The organism is Klebsiella sp. 1SOBk10mer (genome assembly GCF_046602535.1).
Taxonomy (GTDB): domain Bacteria; phylum Pseudomonadota; class Gammaproteobacteria; order Enterobacterales; family Enterobacteriaceae; genus Klebsiella; species Klebsiella quasipneumoniae.
The window spans coordinates 17565-43350 of the sequence record NZ_JBKIUP010000012.1; the positions used below are offsets into that span (position 1 = coordinate 17565).

Sequence of the window (25786 nt, forward strand, 5' to 3'; positions counted from 1 at the left end):
CCTTCAAACGAAGGCCGTATGCTTACCTCAACGACAGCACCGAATTAAGCATTGAGGAAAACACTATGGAACTCTATCTGGATACCGCCAACGTCGCCGAAGTGGAACGCCTGGCCCGCATCTACCCGCTGGCCGGGGTAACCACCAACCCGAGCATTATCGCCGCCGGTAAAGTCCCGGTCTGGGATGTACTGCCGCGCTTGCAAAAAGCCGTTGGCCCGGAAGGGATTCTGTTCGCGCAGACCATGAGCCGCGATGCGCAGGGCATGGTGGCAGAAGCCAAACGCCTGAGCAACGCCGTGCCGGGCATCGTGGTCAAAATCCCGGTCACCGCCGAAGGCCTCGCCGCTATCAAGCTGCTGAAGAAAGAAGGCATCCCGACCCTTGGCACCGCCGTCTACAGCGCTTCACAGGGTCTGCTGGCCGCGCTGGCCGGCGCAAAGTACGTCGCGCCTTACGTTAACCGCGTCGACGCTCAGGGCGGAGACGGCATCCGCATGGTGCAGGAACTGCAATCCCTGCTGGAAATGCATGCGCCCGAAAGCAAAGTGCTGGCGGCGAGCTTCAAAACGCCCCGTCAGGCGCTGGATTGCCTGCTGGCTGGCTGCGAAGCCATCACCCTTCCACTAGATGTAGCGCAACAAATGCTCGGCACCCCTGCGGTAGAGTCAGCCATAGAGAAGTTTGAACAGGACTGGAATAACGCCTTTGGCACGCTGAACCTGTAACCGGACCCGCGCGCCGCCTGTGGGCGGCATCACGGTCATCGAGGAGGAATCGTAATGGATCGCATTATTCAATCACCAGGCAAATACATTCAGGGCGCAGGCGCCATCAAGCGCCTTGGCGACTATCTGAAACCGCTGGCCGAACGCTGGCTGGTCGTTGGCGATAAATTCGTGCTGGGATTCGCGGAAGAGATGCTACGCAAAAGCCTGGCCGATGCCGGCCTGGCGGCGGAAATCGCGCCGTTTGGCGGTGAATGTTCGCATAATGAAATCAATCGCCTGCGCGATATCGCCGGCAGTGCGAAATGCACCGCCGTGCTGGGGATCGGCGGTGGTAAAACCCTGGATACCGCGAAAGCGCTGGCCCATTTTATGAAGGTGCCGGTGGCGATCGCCCCTACCATCGCCTCCACCGATGCGCCGTGCAGCGCGCTGTCGGTGATTTACACCGACGAAGGGGAGTTCGACAGCTATCTGATGCTGCCGCATAACCCTAACATGGTCATTGTCGATACGCAGATCGTTGCCGGCGCGCCGGCTCGCCTGCTGGCAGCCGGAATTGGCGATGCGCTGGCCACCTGGTTCGAAGCCCGCGCCTGCTCACGCAGCGGCGCCACCACCATGGCGGGCGGGAAATGCACCCAGGCGGCGCTGGCGCTGGCCGAGCTGTGCTACAACACCTTACTCGAAGAGGGTGAAAAAGCGATGCTGGCCGCCGAACAGCACGTGGTCACTCCGGCGCTGGAGCGGGTGGTGGAAGCCAACACCTATCTGAGCGGCGTCGGTTTTGAAAGCGGTGGCCTGGCGGCAGCCCACGCGATTCATAACGGCATGACGGCCATCCCTGACGCTCACCACTATTATCACGGTGAAAAAGTGGCGTTCGGCACCCTGACGCAGCTGGTGCTGGAAAACGCGCCGGTGGAAGAGATCGAGACCGTCGCCGCGCTATGTCACAGCGTTGGGCTGCCGATCACCCTGGCGCAGCTGGATATCAAAGGCGACATCCCGACCAAGATGCGCCTGGTGGCGGAAGCCGCCTGCGCTGAAGGCGAAACCATTCACAATATGCCGGGCGGGGTTAACTCCGACCAGGTCTACGCCGCGCTGCTGGTCGCCGACCAATATGGCCAGCGCTTCCTGCAGGAATGGGAATAATCCAGAGCAAAACAAAACACCCGGCGTCAGCCGGGTGTTTTTTATGTTTATCTGCCGGACGTGTCGCCCACTGGCGGCGGAAACGGCAAGCACTCAGGCCGGACGCACGCCCAGCGTATGGCAGATGGCGTAGCTCATTTCGGCGCGGTTCAGGGTGTAGAAGTGGAAATCTTTTACCCCTTCCCGACTTAAAATCTTCACCATGTCCATAGCGATGTTAGCCCCCACCAGCTGACGGGTTTCGGCATCGTTATCCAGACCTTCGAACATTTTCGACATCCACACCGGGATACGAACGTTGGTCATATCCGCAAACTTTTTCGCCTGTTTAAAGTTGGATACCGGCAGGATACCCGGAATAATTTCCACGTCGATGCCCGCTGAGACGCAGCGATCGCGAAAACGCAGGTAGCTTTCCACATCGAAGAAGAACTGGGTGATCGCGCGGTTGGCGCCTGCCTCGACTTTGCGTTTCAGGTTGAGTAAATCCGCCTGCGCGCTTTTCGCTTCCGGATGCACTTCCGGATACGCGGCAACAGAGATATCGAAATCCCCCACCTCTTTCAGCAGGCTGACCAGATCGGCGGCATACATCTCCGGTTTACCGCTGCCCGGCGGCAGGTCGCCGCGCAGCGCGACGATATGGCGGATGCCGTTGTTCCAGTAATCCTGGGCGATAGTGCGCAGCTCATCGCGAGTCGCATCGATACAGGTCAGGTGCGGCGCCGCTTCCAGACCGGTTCGCTCTTTAATGCCCTTGATGATGCTGTGGGTGCGATCGCGCTCGCCGGAGTTCGCGCCATAGGTCACCGAGACAAACTTCGGTTTCAGACTGCTCAGGCGATCGATGGATTTCCACAGGGTTTGCTCCATTTCACTGGTGCGCGGCGGAAAGAATTCAAAGGACACATTAATCTGGCCCTGGACTTCCGCCAGGCTCTGATTCAGGGCTTCCCGCTGATTGGCGTGAAAAAAGCTCATACCTTACCTCATCAATCGCATGTAATGGCTGTTGTATTGCGAACTTCTATACGTTTAGACGTCCAGATGTAAAAATGACGGAAAAGCGCGCGGGCGTCAATAGAAAAATCTGCGTAAAGAGTGAGGAAAAGGCGGCCAATATGAAAAAAATTCATCTTCCGGCCAGAATGGATGCCGCGCAGGAAGAATTCGATCCGATGAAATTTGAAGCAGTTCAAAAAACCAGCATCTCCCCATGTTGGCCATAGCGATTGTTATTGCAGCCGCTTATCGCTTGGTTCAGAGTAAGTAGAACGTTCTACTAGAACGTTCTACTTACGCAATAATGCTTATAAAATCTATTCGGGGATATCACCATGAGTCTGTGGTCAGGGTTCATAAAATCATTATCAAAACTGTCGATGATCGGCCGCGCCTTGATGCTGCCGATTTCGCTCCTCCCGGCCGCCGGCTTACTGTTGGCCTTCGGGGATAAATTCCATATGCCCTTGATGATGAACGCCGGCGGTATCATTTTTGATAACCTGCCAATGCTGTTCGCAATTGGTTCAGCCGTGGGGCTGGCATCAGAATCGGGTATCGCTGCGCTGTCGGCAGCCGTCTCCGTCTTCATCACTAATATCACCATTAGCACTGTGCTCGGCATTACGCCGGAGATGGCCTCTCAGGGCGGAAAATATGCCATGGTCGTCGGCATCCCGACGCTGCAGATGGGGGTTTTTGGCGGTCTCATCTGCGGTATTCTCGCGGCGTGGTGCTATAACCGCTTCCATGCGATGCAGTTGCCTGAGTTCCTTGGCTTCTTCTCGGGTAAGCGTTTCGTGGCGATCGCCACGGCATTTCTCTCATTTATCCTCGGCCTGCTGTTGCCTTATGTCTGGCAACATATCCAGGCCGGTATTGACTCACTGTCGATGGTGGTAAACGGCGACAACCAGGCCGCATCGACCTTTATTTTCGGCCTCGTTGAACGGGCGCTGATCCCACTGGGACTGCACCACATATGGTATCCCTCCTTCTGGTACTCTTTCGGCGATTACACCACTCAGGCAGGCCAGGTGATCCACGGCGACCAGACCATCTGGTTTAAAATGCTGGAAGAAGGGGTGAAATCTTTTAGCTCCGATAGCTACCAAAACGCTGGGAAGTTTATGCAGGGGGAATTCCCGCTTATGCTGTTCGCGCTTCCAGCTGCCTGTCTGGCGATGTATCACGAAGCGCATACTAAGAATAAAAAAATCGCGGCCGGTATTCTCTTCTCTGCCGCGCTGACCTGCTTCCTGACCGGCATTACCGAACCCGTAGAATTTACCTTTATCTTCGTGGCGCCGATCCTGTACGTCTTCAACGCCATCATGGCGGGGCTCTCGTACATGACAATGTATCTGCTGCATGCGCATATCGCTAAATCCTTCTCGGCGGGGCTAATTGACTATATCTCCTTCGGTATTCTGCCGTCGCTGAACGGCTATCAAACCCACTTCCTCAACGCGGTTATCGTTGGCGTGCCGATGGGGCTAATTTATTATTTCACCTTCCGGTTCGTTATCCGTCGCTTTGATGTGAAAACACCAGGCCGTACCGATATCACTGTCACCGCCGATGATAAAACCGACGCGGAGCTGGCAACGGAGATCGTCAATCTTCTCGGTGGTTCACAAAATATCGATTCCGTCGGGGCTTGTATCACCCGCTTGCGCCTGGAAGTGGCTGAGCGCGATGCGGTTGATAAAGATGGCCTCAACGGCATCGGCGCACGCGGGGTGGTCTTCGTCGGCGATAACGGCATCCAGATTATTTTTGGCGCCAGGGCGCAATTTATCGCGCAAACCATGTCGGGGATGATTGGCAAATAACAAGAAGGTGTTATGGTGTGGAAGTAGGCTTACCGTGGGTAAGCCTATGTCTGCGATCTGACGGTAATACACGCGTTGTCATGGAGCGATTTTGAAGAAAGTCAGCATTATAGATGTGGCGAAACTGGCCGGCGTCTCCGTTTCGACGGTGTCGCTGGTATTACGCCAGAAAGGGAAGATCTCCGACGCCACCATCGAAAAAGTCAACGCGGCCATCCAGGAACTTGGCTATGTACATAACGTCGCCGCCGCTAACCTTCGCGCCAATACCACCAATTTGATCGGCCTGATCCTGCGCGACTTCAACGACAGTTTTTCCATTAAAGTGATGGCGAATATCGTCCAGGAGCTGGAGAAGCAAGGCTATATGGTGATCCTCGGCCAGCCGCGCGACGATCATGACTATCTGGCCCGCTGCCTGCTGTCGTTTAAACAGCAGGGCGTCGCCGGCGTGATATATCTTGATGCCGATACCACCAGCAATGCGCTGCCTGCGGCGTTACAAGCATGTCCTCTGCCGCTGGTCGCCGTCTCGCAAACGCCGCTCTCCGGCCATCATGACCAGGTGGTCCGCGATAATCGCCAGGCCGCCAGTATCGCCGCCCGCTATTTGATTGAACGCGGCCATCGCTACATCGCCTATATTGGCGGACAGGATAATGACCTGATTCGTCAGCAGCGGCTGCTTGGCTTATACAGTACGCTGGAGAAAAACGGCATGACCGTACGGGAGGAATTTGCTCCTGCCTGCAGCGACAATACGCAGGCTGCCAGTATCGCTACCCGCCAGTTGCTGGAAAAAAATAATGCCATTACCGCCCTGCTGTGCCACTCACCGGATGCAATGATTGGCTGCCTCAGCGGCATTCATCAGGTTGGACGCACGGTGGGAAAAGATGTCTTTCTCACTCAGCAGGTGGCGCTGGTGGGTTTTGAAGACATGATGCACGTTAATTTGACCTCGCCATCCTTCACTTATGTCTCTTCCGCCAGCGAAGAGACAGGACGTCAGGTAGCCTCGCTCATTATCCGCAAAATCAAAGAACCTGCCCTGCCGACCCAGCGCATTACCCTTTCCGGACAGCTGGTGGCTCGAGAGTCAGCCTGAGGCTCGAGAGTCAGCCTGAGGCTAGCCAGTCGTCAGGTGCTCATCCAGCAGTGAGAGCCATTGCTGCACGGATTCTGCCCGGTGAGGCGCATAGATCACCCCAAGGCTTAACGGCATGCTGTCGCCTTCAGCGACAGGACAGAACACCACCCCCTGACGCTGGATTGCGGAAAAGGACGCCGGCAGGAGGATCATGCCTTCCCCACGCGCAATTCTCGCCAGCAGCACATCATGTTCGGCAGGCTCTTCCACATAAGCGGGGGTATAGCCAGCCCGGTCGAAAATGCGTCGCGTGTAGTCAAAGAAATCGGGGTTACGCTCACGTTTAAACCAGAACAGCGGCCGGTGATTGAGCGCGCTTAGCGTTAACGCTGGTGTGGCGGCTTCCGGCCAGGAGGCTGGCACTGCCGCGATGAGCGGCTCCTGATACGGCAATGGGTGCAAGTGCAGCCCTTCAGTATTGAGCGGCAGCGCAACCAGCGCCGCATCGAGTTTGCCTTTGCGCACCTGCTGAGCCAGCGCCGGTGAAGCGTGGCGGGTGATATGCAACGCGCGGGTATGTTCGCTCAGCGCAGATTCAACAGCGGCGAAAATGCCTTGTTCGAAGGCGGTAGTCACGCCCAGACGCAGAGACGGCGGCGAGTGAACGGAGAGCTCACTCAATGCCGCCAGCGTGCGTTCCTGGAGCGCCAGCATGGGCCGAATCATCGCCAGCACCTCTCTGCCCGCGTCGGTAAGGATCAGGCCTTTGCTATGGCGCTGAAACAGCGTCACCCCCAGCTGCGCTTCCAGATGGCGCATATGGCGACTCAGCGGCGGCTGCGAGATAAATAACCGCTGCGCCGCCCGGCTGATGTTATTTTCCTCCGCCACCACCGCAAAGGCGCGCAGCAGGCGGATATCGAGAGAATGCAATCGCGAAGTTGTCATACTGAAAAGGTATCACGAAAAGGGTATTACTCAAGTCCGGCAAACTTCCCTACCCTTCCTCTCAACGCATCATCACAGAGAGGAAAAAACGATGTCCAGCGAACGTTATATCACCGGTCAGGAAATGCTTCAGCGTGTGGACGGTCGCGGCGGGGAAGCCGTCGTCGACAGCCTGCGGGATATCGCCCCCGACTTCGCCCGCTATCTGATTGAGTTCCCCTTCGGCGATATTTACGCCCGGCCAGGGCTTGATTTGCGCAGCCGGGAAATCGCCACCATCGCCGCGCTCACCGCGCTGGGTAACGCCGAGCCGCAGCTGAAAGTGCATATTGCCGCGGGATTAAATGTTGGTCTGACGCAAGAGGAAATTACGGAAGTGATCATGCAGATGGCGGTCTACGCCGGATTCCCGGCGGCGCTAAACGGCCTGTTTGCCGCTAAAGCGGTTTTTGCGGCGCACTAACAAAAAAGACCAGGCCTGGCCTGGTCTTTTTCTCGGGATTACAGCAGCTGCGCCAGACGGTTAATATCCGACTGGATCGCCCCGGCGGTCACGTCACGCCCGGCGCCGGGCCCGCGGATCACCAACGGATTATCACGATACCAGCGGCTTTCGATAGCAAACACGTTATCGCACGGCAGCAGCGCCGCCAGCGGGTGCTCTTCGCGTACCGCTTCCACGCCGACGCGAGCTTTGCCGTTGGCATCAAAGCGCGCCACGTAGCGGAGCACCAGCCCCATCTCGCGGGCCGCCTCCAGGCGCTGCAGCATCTGCTCGTTCAGCTCTTCGCCATTCTCAAAGAAGTGATCAACCGAACCCTCTTCACAGTGCGCCGGGACCAGTGATTCCACGCGCACCTGATCCGGTTCGATGTCATAGCCCGCTTCCCGCGCGAGGATCACCAGCTTGCGCATCACATCTTTACCGGACAGATCGACACGCGGATCCGGCTCGGTCAGCCCCTGCTGCCACGCCTGATCCACCAGGTCGGTGAACGGCACGGTGCCATCGAACTGCAGGAACAGCCAGGAGAGCGTTCCCGAGAAGATACCGCTCAGGCCGAGGATGGTATCGCCGCTGTCGATCAGGTCGCGCACCGTATGGTTCACCGGCAAGCCGGCGCCCACGGTGGCGTTATACAGCCAGTGGCGCCCCGTCTTCTCAAACGCGTCGTGGATCTGGCGATACTTATCGCTGCTGCTGGCCCCCGCCAGCTTGTTGGCGCTGATCACGTGGAAGCCATGGCTGGCGAAATCAAGATACTGGTCGGCCAGCTGTTCGCTGGCGGTGACGTCCAGCACCACTAAATCATCGTACGGGTGCGCGCGCATCCACAGGAACAGCGACTCTTCATCCTGCTCCACCGCTTCATCGTTGAAGAAAGCCAGCGCCCGGCTGGCGTCCAGCCCGTCATAGTTCAGCAGACTGCGTTTACTGTCGACCACGCCGGCGAGAACAAACTCAAAGCCGGTGCGCGCCGAGAGCGTGGTTTGTTCACGGGCGAACAGCTCCAGCCAGCGGGAACCGATGTTTCCTTTGCCGAACAGCATCAGGCCAATACGCTTTTCGGCACGAAACAAGGACTGGTGCAGCCCCTGGATCAGGCTTTCCGTCGGCCCGGCGCGCAGCACGGCCACCAGGCTGATTCCTTCTTCCGACTGCCAGGTGAACTCCACTGGCTGCCCTTTCAGCTGCTGCCAGAAACGGTGGCAATGCAGGGGGTTACGGGTGACGCCAGCGCCCACCATCGCCACCAGCGCCAGCTTCTGACGCAGACGCAGCTCGCCCGGCAGACCTGCTTCATCGAGCAGCTTCAGCGCGCTGTCGGCCACCTCGGAGGTATAGCAAAACTGCAGCAGCTTGCGGTCGGCATGGACGCCAACGGCTAACGGGCGCAGCTGGGCGCGTTTGAGCAGGGCGTCCAGCTCTTTATGCGCCAGTTTGAAATCGTGACCGGCCGGCACCTGGAACTCCACCAGGCAGACGTCGTCATGGCTGGTGACAATCCGGGCGCCAGTACCGGAGGCCAGTACGCGCTCAATGCGCGTGGAACCCTGTTCCGGCGTATAGCTACAGCGTAACTGCAGATCGATATCGCTGGCGGAAACCGGCTGTAGCGTGCGGGCATGGAGCACCGGCGCGGCCAGACGCGCCAACTCGCTGGCTTCGTCCAGACGCAGCAGCGGCAGCAGACAGGCGTCTTTCACCTTGCGCGGATCCGCGCTGTACACCCCGGCGACGTCGCTCCAGATAGTGACGCGGGAAGCGCCCGCCAGCGCACCGATCTGGGTGGCGGAGTAGTCAGACCCGTTACGGCCCAGCAGGACGGTTTCACCGGCCTGGTTGCGGGAGATAAAGCCGGTCACCACCAGACGTTTGTTAGGATGCTGCGCCATCAGCTGCTGCAGCAGTGGATAGGATAATCCTTCATCCACCTGCGGCTGCGCGGCACGTTCCGCGCGCAGGAACGCGCGCGCGTCAAGCCAGGCGGCTTCCATTCCCAGCTGGTTGAGAACCGCCGCCATCAGGCGCGCGGACCACACTTCCCCATGGCCGACCACTTCCGCATAGACCGCTTCGGAAACCCCGCCGTCCAGCAGACCAGCCAGACGCTCAAGGTCGTGGATAAAGGCGGCTATCAGCGTATCCGCCGCCGCAGGCTCCACCAGACCGCCAATCAGTTCGGTGTGATAGCGGCGAAGCGACTGCTGAACCTGATGCGCAGCAAGGCGATCGCTCTGGCTAAGCTTAAGCCAGCTGATCAGCTGGTTGGTGGTGCTGCCAGCGGCGGAGACGACCATCATGTCCCCCGCCTGCGAATACTCCTTCATGATCCCCGCGACGCGCAGGTAACATTTCGCATCCGCTAAACTACTCCCACCAAATTTGTGCAGCTGACGACCCTTCGCCCCTGCCTGCGCAATCACACTCATCTTTATTCCTCGTTTGCTGCCCGGAAGCCATTTTCCAGGTCGGCAATTAAATCTTCACCATCTTCAATACCGGTCGAAATACGCAGGAGCGTTTCTGAAATTCCGGCGGCGGCACGCGCTTCAGGCGCCATGCCGGCATGCGTCATCGTTGCCGCATGGGAAATCAGGCTTTCAACGCCCCCCAGCGATTCCGCCAGTGTAAACAGCGACAGCCCGCTCAGGAAACGGCGCAGCGTCTGCTCGTCACCGTCCAGCTCGAAGCTTAACATTGCGCCAAAACCTTTTTGCTGACGCGCCGCAATTTCATGCCCCTGGTTTTCCGGCAGCGACGGATGATACAGCTTTTTCACCAGTGGCTGGGTTTTCAGATACTCGACAATCGCCAGGGCATTACGCTGCGCCACTTCCATGCGTGGAGAAAGCGTCCGCAGCCCGCGCAACAGCAGATAGCTGTCGAAGGCGCTGCCGGTGACGCCAATATTATTCGCCCACCATGCCAGTTCAGTGACAGTCGCCGGATCGCTGGCAATCACCACCCCGGCCACCACATCAGAGTGACCATTAAGGTATTTAGTACAGGAGTGCAACACCAGATCGGCGCCCAGCGCCAGCGGGTTTTGCAGCGCCGGACTCAGGAAGGTGTTATCGACCACGCTGATCGCCCCGGCTTCGCGCGCCAGACCACAGATTTTCGCAATATCCACTACCCGCAGCAATGGATTACTTGGGCTTTCGACCAGCACCAGCTTCGGTTTTTCCGCCAGCGCCGCCCGCAGCGCCTGCTCATCGTTTTGATCGACGAACTGAACGCGATAGCAGCCGCGCTTCGCCAGGCTATCGAACAGACGGTAACTGCCGCCGTAGCAGTCGTGCGGCGCCACCAGCAGATCGCCAGGCTTAAGGAACACCGTCGTCACCAGCAGGATCGCCGACATACCGGTATTGGTCAGCACCGCGCCAGCGCCGCCCTCCAGCTCCGCTAAGGCACGCTGCACCACATCACGCGTCGGGTTGCCGCGGCGGGAGTAGTCGTGAGCGCGAGGTTCATTAAAGTCGGTGAAGTTATAGGTACTGGAGAGGTGGATCGGCGGGACAACGCAACCGTACTGCTCGTCGTCATTTAAACCGCTACGCACTGCGATGGTGGCCTGTTTACGCGTCATGTTGGGAAGTTCCTGGGCTGAATCGGTGAAAAGTCAGGCTCCAGAGTAATCATTGTCACAATAGACGTCAATACATCTGGACATCTAAACTTCTTTGCGTATAGATTGAGCAAAGTGCAAATAGCCGTTAAAATTATATGCATTAGCGCACGTCGGCGGCGGCTTATCTCATGTCAGAAAGCCTGCGCTTACGGTAAACTACGCGCAATTATAGCCCGGGCGGAATATTCTGGCCCTTCACTAATAAACAGAGGATTAAGGTATCTCATGGCTGAATGGAGCGGCGAATATATCAGCCCATACGCTGAGCACGGTAAGAAGAGTGAGCAAGTAAAGAAAATTACGGTTTCCATTCCTCTGAAGGTGTTAAAAATCCTCACCGATGAACGTACGCGTCGTCAGGTGAATAACCTGCGTCACGCGACCAACAGCGAGCTGCTGTGCGAAGCGTTCCTGCATGCCTTTACCGGACAACCGTTGCCTAACGATGAAGACCTGCGTAAAGAGCGCAGCGATGAGATCCCGGAAGCAGCGAAAGCGATTATGCGTGAACTGGGTATCGACCCGGATACGTGGGAATACTGAGACAATAAAAAGGGCGGAAGCACTCTTCCGCCCTTTTTCTTTCTCGCCCAGGCAGGCGAGAGACACAAAAAAGCCGCCCTGAGGCGGCTTCTTCTGGCAACTTACTTGCTGCCTGGGATGCTGAAGCGCTTGTTGAAGCGGTCAACACGGCCACCGGTAGCAACATCACGCTGTTTGCCGGTGAAGAACGGGTGGCATTTGCCGCACACGTCGAGGTTCAGGTCATGACCTACAGTGGAGCGGATTTTCATGACATTACCGCAAGAACAGGTAGCAGTAATTTCGTCGTAATTTGGGTGAATACCTTTTTTCATGGGAGAACCTCAGTTAAGGCCGCGTCGCTCTTCCAGCCCTAACGCCAGACACCACGCGATATTAGTAATTTCCCGTCGCCCTCTACGCTGCTGACAGCGTGAAGCACACGGTAATGGTCAATCTTCAATGCGATATAAAGCGCATCAAAGGCGGCGAATCATACAGAATTTGACCAGCATATGCAAACTGATCCGCGCCGCCTTATCGTAATGTGTATACTATCCCGCCAGATTTCAAGTCAGGAAGATGACATGCCCGTCGCCCACGTTGCCCTACCCGTTCCGCTACCGCGCACCTTTGACTATCTGCTGCCTGACGGCATGGCGGTCAAAGCGGGCTGTCGGGTGCGGGTGCCGTTCGGCAAACAGGAGCGGATCGGCATTGTCGCGGCGGTCAGCGAGCGCAGCGAGCTGCCGCTGGACGAGCTAAAACCGGTCGCGGAAGCGCTGGACGACGAACCGGTCTTCTCCGGTACCGTCTGGCGGTTGCTGATGTGGGCGGCTGAGTACTACCATCACCCGATCGGCGATGTGCTGTTCCATGCGTTGCCCATTCTGCTGCGCCAGGGTAAACCCGCCAGCGCTACGCCGCTGTGGTACTGGTTCGCCACCGAGCAGGGGCAGGCCGTCGATCTTAACGGTCTGAAACGCTCGCCGAAGCAGCAGCAGGCGCTGGCGGCGCTGCGCCAGGGCAAAATCTGGCGTCATCAGGTCGGCGAACTGGAATTTAATGAAGCGGCGCTGCAGGCGCTGCGCGGCAAAGGGCTGGCGGAGCTGGCCTGCGAAGCGCCCACCCTCACCGACTGGCGCAGCGCGTATTCGGTGGCTGGCGAACGCCTGCGTCTTAATACCGAGCAGGCCACCGCCGTCGGCGCGATCCACAGCGCCGCCGATCGCTTCTCCGCCTGGCTGCTGGCGGGTATTACCGGCTCCGGGAAAACGGAAGTGTATTTGAGCGTGCTGGAGAATGTGCTGGCGCAGGGGCGCCAGGCGCTGGTGATGGTGCCAGAGATCGGCCTGACGCCGCAAACCATCGCCCGTTTTCGCCAGCGCTTTAACGCGCCGGTGGAAGTCCTGCACTCCGGGCTCAATGACAGCGAACGTCTCTCGGCCTGGCTGAAGGCGAAAAACGGCGAAGCGGCCATTGTGATCGGCACCCGCTCCTCGCTGTTTACCCCGTTTAAAGACCTCGGCGTCATCGTCATCGACGAAGAGCATGACAGCTCCTACAAGCAGCAGGAGGGCTGGCGCTACCATGCCCGCGACCTGGCGGTATGGCGCGCCCACAGCGAACAGATCCCGATAATTCTCGGCTCGGCGACGCCGGCGCTGGAGACCCTGCATAACGTCCGCCAGGGCAAATACCGCCAGTTAACCTTAAGCAAACGCGCGGGCAATGCGCGCCCTGCCCAGCAGCACGTGCTCGATCTCAAAGGGCAACCGCTGCAGGCAGGTCTGTCTCCCGCGCTGATTGGCCGTATGCGTCAGCATCTGCAGGCGGATAACCAGGTGATCCTGTTTCTTAACCGCCGCGGCTTTGCGCCAGCGCTGCTGTGCCACGACTGCGGCTGGATAGCGGAATGTCCGCGCTGCGACAGCTACTATACGTTGCACCAGGCGCAGCACCATCTGCGCTGCCACCATTGCGACAGTCAGCGCCCTATCCCGCGCCAGTGCCCCTCCTGCGGCTCCACGCACCTGGTGCCGGTGGGTATCGGCACCGAACAGCTGGAGCAGGCCCTGGCGCCGCTGTTTCCTGACGTGCCTATCTCGCGTATCGACCGCGATACCACCAGCCGCAAAGGGGCGCTGGAAGAGCATCTCGCCGCCGTCCATCGCGGTGGGGCGCGTATTTTAATTGGCACCCAGATGCTGGCCAAAGGCCACCACTTCCCGGACGTCACCCTCGTCTCCCTGCTGGACGTCGACGGGGCGCTGTTTTCCGCGGATTTCCGCTCCGCCGAGCGTTTCGCTCAGCTCTATACCCAGGTCTCCGGGCGAGCGGGGCGGGCAGGAAAACAGGGCGAAGTGATCCTGCAAACCCACCATCCGGAACACCCTCTGCTGCAGACCCTGCTGTATAAAGGCTACGACGCTTTCGCCGAACAGGCGCTGGCAGAGCGGCAGACAATGCAGCTACCGCCGTGGACCAGCCATGTGCTGATTCGTGCGGAAGACCATAACAACCAGCAGGCGCCGCTGTTTTTACAACAGCTGCGCAATCTGCTGCAGGCCAGTCCGCTGGCCGACGACAAGCTATGGGTGCTCGGTCCGGTTCCGGCGCTGGCGCCGAAGCGCGGCGGCCGCTGGCGGTGGCAGATATTGCTGCAGCATCCTTCGCGGGTGCGCCTGCAGCATATCGTCAGCGGTACGCTGGCGCTGATCAATACGCTGCCGGAGGCGAAAAAAGTGAAGTGGGTGCTGGATGTCGATCCTATTGAAGGGTAAGCCTTCTCTTGCGAGCCGGATCGAAAAATTCAACAAGCATCACGTTTTTCATGAAAATTCTGTAACTCACTGCCGCGACTATCTGATAAAAAAGATGCAGCAGTTAGCGCGCAAGGGAAATGCCAGCGCCATTCAGCGAGGAGAAACCAGGTGAAGCCCAAAAAACAAGTGGTTGCCGCCACCATGAAAGACGTCGCCTTAAAGGCAAACGTTTCCACGGCAACCGTGTCCCGAGCGTTGATGAACCCTGATAAGGTGTCGCAAGCCACCCGTAACCGGGTCGAGCAGGCGGCGCTGGAAGTCGGCTATTTACCGCAGTCGCTCGGACGCAATATGAAGCGCAACGAATCGCGGACGATCCTCGTGATCGTTCCGGATATCTGCGATCCCTTTTTTAGCGAAGTGATCCGCGGTATTGAAGTCACTGCCGCCGAGCATGGATATCTGGTGTTAATCGGCGATTGCGCTCACCAGAATCAGAAAGAAAAAACCTTTATCGACCTTATCATCACCAAGCAGATTGACGGCATGGTGCTGCTCAGCTCGCGCCTGCCGTTTGACGCCAGCGTGGAAGAGCAGCGCAATTTGCCACCGATGGTCATGTCGAACGAGTTCGCGCCGGAACTGGAGCTGCCCACCGTCCACATCGATAACCTGACGGCGGCCTTTAACGCGGTAAACTACCTTCACGAGCTGGGACACCAGCGTATCGGCTGCATCGCCGGCCCGGAAGATATGCCGCTGTGCCATTATCGCCTGCAGGGTTACGTGCAGGCGCTGCGCCGCAGCGGTATCACCGTTGATCCGCACTATATCGCTCGCGGCAACTTTACCTTCGAAGCTGGCGCCAATGCGCTGGAGCAGCTGCTGTCGCAGCCGGTACCGCCCACGGCGGTCTTTTGCCATAGCGATGTGATGGCGCTGGGCGCCTTATCGCTGGCGAAACGCCGCGGTCTGAAAGTGCCGGACGACCTGTCGATTGTCGGCTTCGATAACATCGCGTTGTCTGAATTTTGCGATCCGCCATTGACCACCGTGTCACAGCCGCGTTTTGATATCGGCCGTGAAGGAATGCTGCTATTACTTGAGCAAATGCAGGGTCATAACGTGAACAGCGGCTCGCGCCTGCTCGATTGCGAACTGATAGTTCGCGGCAGTACGCAAAAAATCAGACGATAACCATCAGGCTTTCGGGCCTGCTCTTCTGGTCAAAGGCCCGCCGCTTAAGTAACATGGCGGGCTGACGAACGAATATAAGACAGCGAAACGATAGTGGCACAACGAGATTATGTACGCCGCAGCCAACCGGCTTCTTCGCGGCGCAAAAAGAGCACTACCCGAAGCTCAAGGAATAAGCAAAGCAGCCTTCCGGCAATTTCACCGGCTATGGTGGCGATCGCGGCGGCTGTGCTGGTGGCCTTTATCGGTGGACTCTATTTCATTACGCACCATAAGAAAGAAGAAGCGGAAGCGATGCAAAATCGCCAGGCCGCCGGCAACGGCTTGCCGCCAAAACCGGAAGAGCGTTGGCGCTATATTAAAGAGCTGGAAAGCCGACAGCCGGGCGTTCGCGCGCCGACCGAACCGACCGCCGGCGGCGAAGTGATGAAACCGGAGCAGCTGACTGACGAACAGCGCCAGCTGCTGGCCCAGATGCAGGCCGATATGCGTCAACAGCCGACTCAGCTGACCGAAGTGCCGTGGAACGAACAAACGCCGGCCCAGCGCCAGCAGACGCTACAGCGCCAGCGTTTAGCGCAGCAACAGCAGCAGGCGCAACAGCAACAGTGGGCGCAAACTCAGCCGCAGACCGTGCAGCAGCCGCCGCGCGTTCAGCAGCCGAAGCCGGTCCAGCAGCAACAGCCGAAGCAGACCGCGTCAAACCAGCAGCCGTACCAGGATCTGCTGCAGACGCCAGCGCATACCAATACCACGCAGCCGCGTACCCAGGCCGCGGCGCCGGTAACTCGGGTGGAAGAAGCGCCGAAAACCACCGCCGAGAAGAAAGACGATCGTAGCTGGATGATCCAGTGCGGCTCCTTTAAAGGCGCCGAGCAGGCCGAAACCGTCCGCGCTCAGCTGGCTTTCGAAGGGTTTGCTTCGCACATCACCACCAACAACGGCTGGAACCGCGTGGTCATTGGCCCGCTGAAAGGCAAAGAAAGCGCCAACGAGATGATCACCCGCCTGAAGATGGCTGGACACGCGAACTGCATTCGTCTCGCCGCCAGGGGTTGAAACCCTCAAAAACCCCCCCATCTATAATTGCATTCGGCCCCGCGGACAGCGCGGGGCCCCTGTTCCGCTTTTGCAACCAAGGGGTCTGCTCGTGACTACAATTGTAAGTGTTCGCCGTAACGGCCATGTTGTTATTGCCGGTGATGGCCAGGCCACGCTGGGCAACACCGTAATGAAGGGCAACGTGAAAAAAGTGCGTCGTCTGTACAACGACAAAGTGATTGCCGGTTTCGCTGGTGGCACCGCCGACGCCTTCACGCTGTTCGAACTGTTTGAACGTAAACTGGAAATGCACCAGGGCCATCTGGTGAAGGCCGCCGTTGAGCTGGCTAAAGACTGGCGAACCGATCGGATGTTGCGCAAGCTGGAAGCGCTGCTGGCCGTCGCGGACGAAAACGCGTCGCTTATCATCACCGGTAACGGTGACGTGGTACAGCCGGAAAACGATTTGATTGCTATCGGCTCCGGCGGTCCTTACGCCCAGGCCGCGGCCCGCGCGCTGCTGGAAAACACCGATATGGGCGCGCGCGATATCGCCGAGAAAGCGTTGGATATTGCAGGTGATATCTGCATCTATACCAACCATTTCCACACCATCGAAGAATTACCTTCTAAAGCGTAAGGATCTCCCATGTCTGAAATGACCCCACGCGAAATTGTCAGCGAACTGGACAAACACATTATCGGCCAGGACGCCGCCAAGCGTTCTGTTGCTATCGCCCTGCGTAACCGCTGGCGCCGGATGCAGCTTAACGAAGAGCTGCGTCATGAAGTCACGCCGAAAAACATTCTGATGATCGGCCCAACCGGCGTCGGTAAAACCGAAATCGCTCGTCGTCTGGCGAAACTGGCCAACGCGCCGTTTATTAAAGTTGAAGCGACGAAGTTCACCGAAGTGGGCTATGTCGGTAAAGAAGTGGATTCTATCATCCGCGATCTGACCGATGCGGCGATCAAAATGGTTCGTATGCAGTCCATTGAAAAGAACCGTTACCGCGCGGAAGAGCTGGCTGAAGAGCGCGTACTTGACGTGCTGATCCCACCGGCGAAGAACAACTGGGGCCAGACTGAGCCGTCGCAGGAACCGTCTGCGGCGCGCCAGGCGTTCCGTAAGAAACTGCGTGAAGGCCAGCTGGACGATAAAGAGATTGAAATCGATCTCGCCGCGGCGCCGATGGGCGTTGAAATCATGTCCCCTCCGGGCATGGAAGAGATGACCAGCCAGCTGCAGTCCATGTTCCAGAACCTCGGCGGCCAGAAGCAGAAACCGCGTAAGCTGAAAATCAAAGACGCAATGAAGCTGCTGATTGAAGAAGAAGCGGCCAAACTGGTCAATCCGGAAGAGCTGAAGCAGGAGGCCATCGACGCTGTAGAGCAGCACGGTATCGTCTTTATCGACGAAATCGACAAAATCTGTAAGCGCGGCGGCAACACCTCCGGCCCGGACGTCTCCCGTGAAGGCGTACAGCGCGACCTGCTGCCGCTGGTGGAAGGCTGCACCGTCTCCACTAAGCACGGGATGGTCAAGACCGACCACATCCTGTTCATCGCCTCGGGCGCGTTCCAGGTGGCCAGCCCGTCCGATCTGATCCCGGAACTGCAGGGGCGTCTGCCGATCCGCGTTGAGTTGAAGGCGCTGACCACCCACGACTTTGAGCGCATCCTGACTGAACCGAACGCCTCCATCACCGTGCAGTACAAGGCGCTGATGGCGACCGAAGGGGTGAATATCGAATTTACCGAAGACGGTATCAAGCGTATCGCTCAGGCCGCATGGCAGGTAAACGAAACCACCGAGAACATCGGCGCGCGCCGTCTGCACACCGTGCTGGAGCGCCTGGTGGAAGATATCTCCTATGATGCCAGCGAGATGAACGGCCAGACCGTCACTATCGATGCCGAATATGTGAGTAAGCACCTGGATGTTCTGGTGGCAGATGAAGATCTGAGCCGTTTTATCCTATAATCCGGTGCAATGCATTTTCATCACTGTTGATGGGGGCTATCGCCCCCATTTTTATTGGCTAGAATAACTATGACTGATATCAGCCGTTCTCAGGCGTGGCTGGAAAGCCTGCGTCCTAAAACGTTACCGCTGGCATTTGCCGCGATTATTGTTGGCACCGTCCTTGCCTGGGAGCAGGGGCATTTTGATCCCTGGGTCGCCCTGCTGGCGCTGATCACCGCCGGCTTGCTGCAAATTCTTTCCAACCTCGCCAATGACTACGGCGACGCGGTCAAGGGGAGCGATAAACCGGACCGCATCGGGCCGCTGCGCGGGATGCAGAAAGGGATGATTACCCCCCAGCAGATGAAGCGCGCCCTGATTGTCACCGTCGCGCTGATCTGTCTGTTTGGTCTGGCGCTGCTGTGCGTCGCCTGGCAGAGCGTCGGCGATTTCATCGGCTTCCTCGCGCTGGGTGGCTTGTCGATCGTGGCCGCCATCACCTACACGGTGGGCACCCGCCCGTATGGTTATATCGGCCTTGGTGATATTTCGGTACTCGTTTTCTTCGGCTGGCTGAGCGTCCTCGGCAGCTGGTATCTGCAAGCGCATAATGTGGAAGCGGCCATCTTTCTGCCGGCAACGGCCTGCGGTCTGCTGGCGACCGCCGTGCTGAACATCAATAACCTGCGTGATATCGACAGCGACCGGCAGAACGGGAAGAACACCCTCGCCGTGCGCCTGGGGCCGGTGAATGCCCGCCGCTATCATGCCTGCCTGCTGCTCGGCGCCCTGCTGTGTCTGGCGCTGTTTAACCTGCTGGCGCTGCATTCAGCCTGGGGCTGGCTGTTTATTCTCGCTACGCCGCTGCTGGTCAAACAGGCGCGTTACGTCCTGCGCGAATCCGATCCGCTGGCGATGCGGCCGATGCTCGAAAAGACGGTCAAAGGGGCTTTACTGACCAACCTGCTGTTTGTTATCGGGATTATTGCCAGTAAGCTGGCGGCTTAACTGACAAATATCAATTAACAATTGATGATTTTGCCAACAATGCGATTCGCGGGATATACTAAAAACTCTCGCAGCAACTGAACGTTAAGCCTATGAAATACGATACTTCCGAGCTTTGTGACATCTACCAGGAAGATGTCAACGTCGTGGAACCGCTGTTCTCTAACTTTGGAGGACGGTCGTCGTTTGGTGGACAGATCATTACGGTAAAATGTTTCGAGGATAACGGGTTGCTCTACGATCTGCTCGAGCAGAATGGCCGTGGTCATATTCTCCTGATCGACGGCGGCGGCTCAGTACGACGCGCGTTAATTGACGCTGACCTGGCGCGTCTGGCCGTACAGAATGAATGGGAAGGGTTGGTGGTCTATGGCGCGGTGCGCCAGGTTGACGACCTTGAGGAACTGGATATCGGCATCCAGGCGCTGGCGGCCATTCCGGTCGGCGCAGCTGGCGAAGGCATCGGCGAAAGCGACGTGCGCGTCAATTTCGGCGGCGTGACCTTCTTCAGCGGCGACCATCTGTATGCCGATAACACCGGGATGATCCTGTCGGAAGACCCGCTGGATATCGAATAAGCCTTGCGCCATAAAAAAGGCCTTCTCCATGAGAAGGCCTTTTGTTTATCCGGCGCGTAACTTAGTACAGTTTCTTCGCGCAATCCAGCCAGTCGTTCTTGAACGGACGCTTCATGTTCTCGATGGCATCGATGATGTCGTGGTGCACCAGCTTCTCGTTCTGGATGCCGACGCAACGGCCGCCATGGCCCTGCAGCAGCAGCTCAATCGCATAGGCGCCCATGCGGGAAGCCAGGATACGGTCGTAAGGAACCGGGGAACCGCCGCGCTGAATGTGGCCGAGGACGGTGGCGCGGGTTTCACGGCCGGTCTCTTTCTCGATGTAGCTGGCCAGCTCGTCAACGTCGCACATGTGCTCGGTGATCGCCACGATAGCGTGTTTTTTCCCTTTCGCGATGCCGGCTTTGATTTCAGCCACCAGATCGTCGCGGGTATATTCCACTTCCGGCACCATGATGAACTCACAGCCGCCAGCAATCGCCGCCGCCAGAGTCAGGTCGCCGCAGTAACGGCCCATCACTTCCACCACGGAGATACGCTGGTGCGAAGAGGAGGTGTCGCGCAGACGGTCAATCGCTTCCACCACGGTGCTCAGAGCGGTGAAGAAGCCGATGGTGTAGTCAGTGCCTTTGATATCGTTGTCGATGGTGCCCGGCAGGCCGATGCACGGGAAGCCCATCTCGGTCAGGCGCATCGCCCCCATATAGGACCCGTCACCACCGATAACCACCAGCGCGTCCAGGCCGCGCTTCTTCATGTTTTCGATAGCCACAGCGCGGATGTGTTCTTCGCGGAATTCCGGGAAGCGAGCGGAGCCCAGGAAGGTGCCGCCGCGGTTGATCATGTCGGAAACGCTGTAACGGTCGAGCTGAACCATACGGTCTTCGTACAAGCCGAGGTAACCGTCATAGATTCCAAAAACTTCCAGACCTTCCGTTAATGCCGCGCGCACAACGCCACGAATTGCTGCGTTCATGCCCGGCGCATCACCGCCACTTGTCAACACACCGATTTTCTTAATCATGACTACCTCTGAACTTAGGAAGCAAAAAATAATTCTGTTGCCTGAAGCGCTCCCTCACCAGGAGTGCACGACGCTAATGACAATAGTATATCAAACGCCTCAAGCTGAATTGATTCAGGTCAGACCAAACGGCGGTAATTTATACAAAAAATGCCGAGCTGACCCACATTTTTACATCGAATTTACAGACTATAACCTAACGCTCAAAAAAGCCCTGCTGCGCCGCTGGCACCACAGAACTGGGATCCTGATGGATAATGACATCGGATCCCGGGAAACGGCGCAGAATCGCCTGCTCCACCTGGTCTGCAATCACGTGGGCTTGCACCAGCGGGAGGTTATCTTCCATTTCCAAATGAATCTGAATAAAGCGGGTCGGCCCTGACTGCCGCGTTCGTAGATCGTGTGCCCCGCGGATGCCGGGCCATGCGGTCACGATGGTGATAATGTCCTGACGCTCCTCGTCAGGCAAAGCGCGGTCGAGTAACGACTGAACCGCCTCATAGCCCATCCGCAGCGCGCTATATAAAATATAGATGCCAATTCCTAAGGCAAACAACGCATCGGCGCGATGCCAGCCGTACCAGGATAGGCCCAGCGCCACCAGAATGGCGCCGTTCATCATAACATCAGACTGATAATGAAGCATATCCGCCCGCACCGCCTGGCTCTGGGTTTTTCGCACCACCCAGCGCTGGAAAGTCACCAGCGCCAGCGTGCTGACGAGAGCGATCAGCGTCACAACGACCCCGACGCCGGCGGCCTGCAGCGGCTCCGGACGCACCAGGTGCTGAATACCGGTGAGAAACAGGAACAGCGCCGAGCCGGAGATAAACATGCTTTGCGCCAGCGCCGCCAGCGACTCCGCTTTGCCGTGGCCAAAGGTGTGTTCTTCATCAGCTGGTTGCAGCGAATAGCGAACCACCAGCAGGTTGGTCAGCGAGGCGGCAATATCCACCAGCGAATCCACCAGCGCAGCCAGAATACTGACTGAACCGGTATACCACCACGCAAAAATTTTGATCAAAAGTAACGCAGAGGCCATCGCTGTCGCAGCGATAGCGGCGCGGCTGACCAACCGGCCATAAGATTGATTCATATAGGCTCCTTCTCCTGCACTGCGCTTAGTATAACCTGAACTTGTGACGCTCACGGGAAAGGCGAAGAAGTTGATTTGCCGAAAAAAGGGCAAAAAAAACCCCCTCATCATGAGGGGGGAAGACAGGGATGGTGTCTATGGCAAGGAAAACAGGGTTTGTTACTGGGGTTGCAGGGTGTTGCTACTACTCGAAAGCATCATCGCTGAGCCTTTCTGCATCCTTGCAACCTCACGCAACTGATCCATACGTTGCTGGTGCTTAGCATTTAAAACCGCTTGCTGCTCTGGCGTAAGCAGGTGGTACATCTGGTTGCGGACCTTAGCCATCTCGACCTGGCGAGCAACCTGTTCCTGCGCCATCTTTTCTGCCTGAGCGCGCACAGCGTTTTCATCAAAATTTTCTGCGGTGACAAGGCGATGCATTGTCTCCATTTCGCTAACATTAACGGGGAGCCTGTCGTGGCGTGCCCGTTGCATAAGATCCCGTAACTGCTGACGTTGCTGCTCGGTTAAACTTATGCCGTCAAACATATGGCTCTGGCTACCGCGCTGTCCCCCTTCGTCTCCGGGGAGCCAGTTAACGCTGGTAACGACTTCAGCGGCCTGGCTAATTGCACTTAGCGCCAGCGTTGAGGCCATGACGGCAGCGATAACATTGCGCATCACATACTCCCAAAACGTTTGTGTCGCGATTCAACGAGAGACAGTCTACGATTCAGGCTGCAAACATGCGTCAGGGGGTGTAAAACAACGTAAAGTCATGGATTAGCGGGCCTTGATGACGTAATTTCTGCCTCGGAGGTATTTAAACAATGAATAAAATCCTGTTAGTTGATGATGACCGGGAGCTCACCTCCCTGTTAAAAGAGCTGCTCGATATGGAAGGTTTTAACGTGCTGGTGGCCCATGATGGGGAACAGGCGCTGGCCCTTCTGGACGACAGCATTGATTTATTGCTGCTCGACGTAATGATGCCGAAGAAAAACGGTATCGATACGCTGAAAGAGCTGCGTCAGACACACCAGACACCGGTTATCATGCTAACAGCGCGCGGGAGCGAGCTGGATCGCGTTCTCGGCCTCGAGCTGGGCGCAGATGACTATTTGCCTAAGCCGTTCAACGATCGTGAACTGGTGGCGCGTATACGCGCGATTCTGCGCCGTTCCCACTGGAGCGAACAGCAGCAGACGACCGAAGCCGGTTCGCCGACCCTGGAAGTGGATGCCTTAAGCCTCAATCCGGGCCGTCAGGAAGCCAATTTCGATGGCCAGACGCTGGAGCTCACCGGCACCGAGTTCACCCTGCTCTATCTGTTAGCGCAGCATCTCGGCCAGGTGGTGTCACGCGAACATTTAAGCCAGGAAGTGTTAGGCAAGCGCCTGACGCCGTTCGACCGCGCTATCGATATGCATATTTCCAACCTGCGGCGTAAGCTGCCGGAGCGCAAAGATGGCCATCCGTGGTTTAAAACGCTGCGTGGCCGCGGGTATCTGATGGTTTCAGCTTCATGATTGGAAGTTTGACTGCACGCATCTTCGCCATCTTCTGGCTCACGCTGGCGCTGGTGTTGATGCTGGTGCTGATGTTGCCCAAACTGGACTCCCGGCAGATGACCGAGCTGCTGGAAAGCGAGCAGCGTCAAGGCATCATGATCGAGCAGCACGTTGAGGCCGAGCTGGCCAACGATCCGCCGAACGACCTGATGTGGTGGCGTCGTCTGTTTCGCGCCATCGATAAATGGGCGCCTCCTGGGCAACGCCTGCTGCTGGTGACCAGCGAAGGCCGCGTGATCGGCGCAGAACGCAACGAGATGCAGATCATTCGCAACTTTATCGGCCAGGCCGATAACGCCGATCATCCGCAGAAAAAACGCTATGGCCGCCTGGAAATGGTGGGCCCGTTCTCCGTCAGGGATGGGGAGGATAACTATCAGCTGTATCTGATCCGTCCCGCCAGCACCTCACAATCCGACTTTATCAACCTGCTGTTTGACCGGCCGCTGCTGCTGCTGATCGTCACAATGCTGGTTAGCGCCCCGCTGCTGCTGTGGCTGGCGTGGAGCCTGGCGAAACCAGCGCGTAAGCTGAAAAATGCCGCCGACGAGGTCGCCCAGGGCAACCTGCGGCAGCATCCGGAGCTGGAAGCTGGACCGCAGGAGTTTTTAGCCGCCGGCGCCAGCTTTAACCAGATGGTGACGGCCCTGGAGCGGATGATGACCAGCCAGCAACGGCTACTGTCCGATATCTCGCACGAGCTGCGCACGCCGCTTACGCGCCTGCAGCTGGGCACCGCCCTGCTGCGCCGCCGCAGCGGTGAGAGCAAGGAGCTGGAGCGCATCGAAACTGAAGCGCACCGGCTGGACAGCATGATCAACGACCTGCTGGTGATGTCGCGCAATCAGGCGAAAAACGCCCTGGTGAGCGAGACGGTCAAAGCCAATCAGCTGTGGAGTGAAGTGCTGGACAACGCGGCGTTTGAAGCCGAGCAGATGGGTAAATCCTTCACCGTTGAGTATCCTCCGGGCCCGTGGCCGCTGTACGGTAACCCCAATGCGCTGGAAAGCGCGCTGGAGAACATCGTCCGCAACGCCCTGCGCTACTCGCACACGAAGATTTCCGTCAGCTTCTCGGTGGATAAAGACGGGATTACGGTTAACGTCGATGACGACGGCCCGGGAGTCAGTCCGGAGGATCGCGAGCAGATTTTCCGGCCATTCTACCGGACCGACGAGGCGCGCGACCGCGAGTCCGGCGGCACCGGCCTGGGGCTGGCGATTGTCGAAACCGCTATTCAGCAGCACCGTGGCTGGGTGAAGGCCGACGACAGCCCGCTGGGCGGTCTGCGCTTAACCCTCTGGCTACCGCTGTATAAGCGCACCTGATGCTATCCCGGCTTGCGCTACGCTAAGCCGGGAGCATCCCCGGAAATACTCAATATGGGGGAATTATTTCCCCCATAATCTCCGCGAACTATCCTCGATCTTACCGCTTAAACGGCGCTTCTGCATGGTTCTGCTCCAGCTCACCGACAGGCCCGCGGCCGACAATAAGCGGTGGTACTGATCGTCATCAAACGGCATATGCCAGGCAATCGCCCCGGCCTCATGGACGCTGACCTCACTCAGGCGAGAGACCAGCTCGAGCGGTGCATCGCTGGAGACTTTCCCCCCGGCGATCACCCGATACAACCAGCCGGTCTTCCCGCTGTTTTGCATCAGCTGAGCCATGTCATTGATCGAAAAATGAAAGTTGAGCTTGAAGCACGGAGAGCGCGGCTGGGTGACCTGGATCAGCGCCTCGCCCCAGCGAAAGATATCGCCAATGCAGACGTTTTGTTCGGTGAGCCCGGTGGTGGAAAGGTTTTCGCCGAACGCCGGGGCGCAGAACCGATCGGCCTGCTGGGGGAATTCACGGATCCAGTCGGCATAGTGTTCGCGCGGATAGTGACACAACGCGCGGTCCGGCCCGCCGTGGATTTTCTTCTCCGCCTGCTCATCCCCTTCGAGACCGAGATCGCCGAGCTGCAACTCGCCGTCAACCTGGATTTTGCCGATCGCGCTGGGACGACTGCCCGTGTAGTCCCTGATTTTGCCAACAAAGACATTCACCGGATAATGCATCTCTGCTCTCCTTGCTACCGATATAAAAAAAGCGAGCCATCAGACTCGCTTCTCTCTTAGCACATTG

At 57.9% G+C, this 25786-nt stretch carries 25 protein-coding genes; 16 read left to right on the forward strand and 9 right to left on the reverse strand.

The window, feature by feature from the left end:
• Positions 1–65 precede the first annotated feature (65 nt).
• On the forward strand, positions 66–728 hold the full coding sequence (gene fsa / locus ACLH1I_RS22440; RefSeq protein ID WP_108450760.1) for a fructose-6-phosphate aldolase: 663 nt from the start codon (positions 66–68) through the stop codon (positions 726–728).
• A 54-nt stretch (positions 729–782) separates the two neighbouring features.
• Positions 783–1886 carry a glycerol dehydrogenase gene (locus ACLH1I_RS22445; RefSeq protein WP_004203683.1) on the forward strand — a complete coding sequence of 368 codons (1104 nt, stop codon included), beginning with the start codon at positions 783–785 and terminating at the stop codon, positions 1884–1886.
• Positions 1887–1979: 93 nt separating this feature from the next.
• Here ACLH1I_RS22445 and metF read toward each other — a convergent pair whose 3' ends face one another.
• Entirely contained in the window at positions 1980–2867 is an 888-nt protein-coding gene (gene metF / locus ACLH1I_RS22450; protein WP_004203682.1) for a methylenetetrahydrofolate reductase, read from the reverse strand.
• A gap of 74 nt (positions 2868–2941) precedes the next feature.
• On the opposite strand from metF, the gene ACLH1I_RS22455 reads away from it, so the two are divergent.
• The 3 genes from ACLH1I_RS22455 to ACLH1I_RS22465 all read left to right on the forward strand — a co-directional run bounded on the left by ACLH1I_RS22455 (position 2942) and on the right by ACLH1I_RS22465 (position 5831).
• Complete coding sequence (locus tag ACLH1I_RS22455) at positions 2942–3115, forward strand: hypothetical protein (protein WP_017899816.1); 174 nt, start codon at positions 2942–2944, stop codon at positions 3113–3115.
• A 108-nt stretch (positions 3116–3223) separates the two neighbouring features.
• Entirely contained in the window at positions 3224–4723 is a 1500-nt protein-coding gene (locus tag ACLH1I_RS22460; RefSeq protein ID WP_023319432.1) for a PTS transporter subunit EIIC, read from the forward strand.
• Positions 4724–4814: 91 nt separating this feature from the next.
• Complete coding sequence (locus tag ACLH1I_RS22465; protein ID WP_023319431.1) at positions 4815–5831, forward strand: substrate-binding domain-containing protein; 1017 nt, start codon at positions 4815–4817, stop codon at positions 5829–5831.
• Between the two features lie 21 nt (positions 5832–5852).
• Here ACLH1I_RS22465 and ACLH1I_RS22470 read toward each other — a convergent pair whose 3' ends face one another.
• Positions 5853–6761: a LysR family transcriptional regulator gene (locus ACLH1I_RS22470; protein ID WP_048326182.1), complete on the reverse strand. Its 909-nt coding sequence runs from the start codon at positions 6759–6761 to the stop codon at positions 5853–5855.
• Between the two features lie 91 nt (positions 6762–6852).
• Between ACLH1I_RS22470 and ACLH1I_RS22475 the strand changes: the two genes are divergently transcribed.
• Complete coding sequence (locus tag ACLH1I_RS22475; protein ID WP_017899820.1) at positions 6853–7224, forward strand: carboxymuconolactone decarboxylase family protein; 372 nt, start codon at positions 6853–6855, stop codon at positions 7222–7224.
• Positions 7225–7262: 38 nt separating this feature from the next.
• Here the strand turns inward: ACLH1I_RS22475 and ACLH1I_RS22480 are convergent, their stop codons facing one another.
• Positions 7263–9695: a bifunctional aspartate kinase/homoserine dehydrogenase II gene (locus tag ACLH1I_RS22480; protein WP_023291529.1), complete on the reverse strand. Its 2433-nt coding sequence runs from the start codon at positions 9693–9695 to the stop codon at positions 7263–7265.
• A 2-nt stretch (positions 9696–9697) separates the two neighbouring features.
• On the reverse strand, positions 9698–10858 hold the full coding sequence (metB, locus tag ACLH1I_RS22485; RefSeq protein ID WP_032455465.1) for a cystathionine gamma-synthase: 1161 nt from the start codon (positions 10856–10858) through the stop codon (positions 9698–9700).
• A 267-nt stretch (positions 10859–11125) separates the two neighbouring features.
• On the opposite strand from metB, the gene metJ reads away from it, so the two are divergent.
• Entirely contained in the window at positions 11126–11443 is a 318-nt protein-coding gene (gene metJ / locus ACLH1I_RS22490; protein ID WP_002882924.1) for a met regulon transcriptional regulator MetJ, read from the forward strand.
• A gap of 101 nt (positions 11444–11544) precedes the next feature.
• Here metJ and rpmE read toward each other — a convergent pair whose 3' ends face one another.
• On the reverse strand, positions 11545–11757 hold the full coding sequence (gene rpmE, locus ACLH1I_RS22495) for a 50S ribosomal protein L31 (protein ID WP_002882922.1): 213 nt from the start codon (positions 11755–11757) through the stop codon (positions 11545–11547).
• Between the two features lie 252 nt (positions 11758–12009).
• Between rpmE and priA the strand changes: the two genes are divergently transcribed.
• From priA to rraA, 7 genes are all read left to right on the forward strand, one after another.
• Positions 12010–14205, forward strand: coding sequence for a primosomal protein N' (gene priA, locus ACLH1I_RS22500; protein WP_032455464.1), 2196 nt, complete (start codon positions 12010–12012; stop codon positions 14203–14205).
• A 150-nt stretch (positions 14206–14355) separates the two neighbouring features.
• A complete protein-coding gene (gene cytR, locus ACLH1I_RS22505) occupies positions 14356–15384 on the forward strand; it encodes a DNA-binding transcriptional regulator CytR (protein WP_004203676.1) in 1029 nt (342 codons plus the stop codon).
• Between the two features lie 93 nt (positions 15385–15477).
• Positions 15478–16443, forward strand: coding sequence for a cell division protein FtsN (ftsN, locus tag ACLH1I_RS22510; protein ID WP_004203675.1), 966 nt, complete (start codon positions 15478–15480; stop codon positions 16441–16443).
• 91 nt (positions 16444–16534) lie between these two features.
• Entirely contained in the window at positions 16535–17065 is a 531-nt protein-coding gene (gene hslV / locus ACLH1I_RS22515; protein WP_002882918.1) for an ATP-dependent protease subunit HslV, read from the forward strand.
• Between the two features lie 9 nt (positions 17066–17074).
• On the forward strand, positions 17075–18409 hold the full coding sequence (gene hslU, locus ACLH1I_RS22520; RefSeq protein WP_004203674.1) for an HslU--HslV peptidase ATPase subunit: 1335 nt from the start codon (positions 17075–17077) through the stop codon (positions 18407–18409).
• A gap of 69 nt (positions 18410–18478) precedes the next feature.
• The gene (menA, locus tag ACLH1I_RS22525) at positions 18479–19399 is read left to right on the forward strand and encodes a 1,4-dihydroxy-2-naphthoate polyprenyltransferase (RefSeq protein WP_043521913.1); all 921 of its coding nucleotides are present in this window, start codon (positions 18479–18481) and stop codon (positions 19397–19399) included.
• Positions 19400–19491: 92 nt separating this feature from the next.
• The gene (gene rraA, locus ACLH1I_RS22530) at positions 19492–19977 is read left to right on the forward strand and encodes a ribonuclease E activity regulator RraA (RefSeq protein WP_002882913.1); all 486 of its coding nucleotides are present in this window, start codon (positions 19492–19494) and stop codon (positions 19975–19977) included.
• Positions 19978–20038: 61 nt separating this feature from the next.
• On the opposite strand, the gene pfkA is transcribed toward rraA, so the two are convergent.
• The 3 genes from pfkA to cpxP form a co-directional block, all read right to left on the reverse strand.
• The gene (pfkA, locus tag ACLH1I_RS22535; protein ID WP_002882911.1) at positions 20039–21001 is read right to left on the reverse strand and encodes a 6-phosphofructokinase; all 963 of its coding nucleotides are present in this window, start codon (positions 20999–21001) and stop codon (positions 20039–20041) included.
• A gap of 196 nt (positions 21002–21197) precedes the next feature.
• A complete protein-coding gene (gene fieF, locus ACLH1I_RS22540; protein ID WP_002882907.1) occupies positions 21198–22100 on the reverse strand; it encodes a CDF family cation-efflux transporter FieF in 903 nt (300 codons plus the stop codon).
• Between the two features lie 159 nt (positions 22101–22259).
• The gene (gene cpxP, locus ACLH1I_RS22545) at positions 22260–22763 is read right to left on the reverse strand and encodes a cell-envelope stress modulator CpxP (protein ID WP_004203672.1); all 504 of its coding nucleotides are present in this window, start codon (positions 22761–22763) and stop codon (positions 22260–22262) included.
• A 149-nt stretch (positions 22764–22912) separates the two neighbouring features.
• On the opposite strand from cpxP, the gene cpxR reads away from it, so the two are divergent.
• Together cpxR and cpxA are read left to right on the forward strand one after the other, a co-directional pair.
• Entirely contained in the window at positions 22913–23611 is a 699-nt protein-coding gene (gene cpxR, locus ACLH1I_RS22550; RefSeq protein ID WP_004203671.1) for an envelope stress response regulator transcription factor CpxR, read from the forward strand.
• Positions 23608–24981, forward strand: a complete 1374-nt coding sequence (gene cpxA / locus ACLH1I_RS22555) for an envelope stress sensor histidine kinase CpxA (RefSeq protein WP_004203670.1) — start codon at positions 23608–23610, stop codon at positions 24979–24981. The genes cpxR and cpxA overlap by 4 nt, the downstream gene beginning before the upstream one ends.
• A gap of 63 nt (positions 24982–25044) precedes the next feature.
• Here the strand turns inward: cpxA and yiiM are convergent, their stop codons facing one another.
• Positions 25045–25719, reverse strand: a complete 675-nt coding sequence (yiiM, locus tag ACLH1I_RS22560) for a 6-hydroxyaminopurine reductase (RefSeq protein WP_043521908.1) — start codon at positions 25717–25719, stop codon at positions 25045–25047.
• Between the last annotated feature and the right edge of the window lie 67 nt (positions 25720–25786).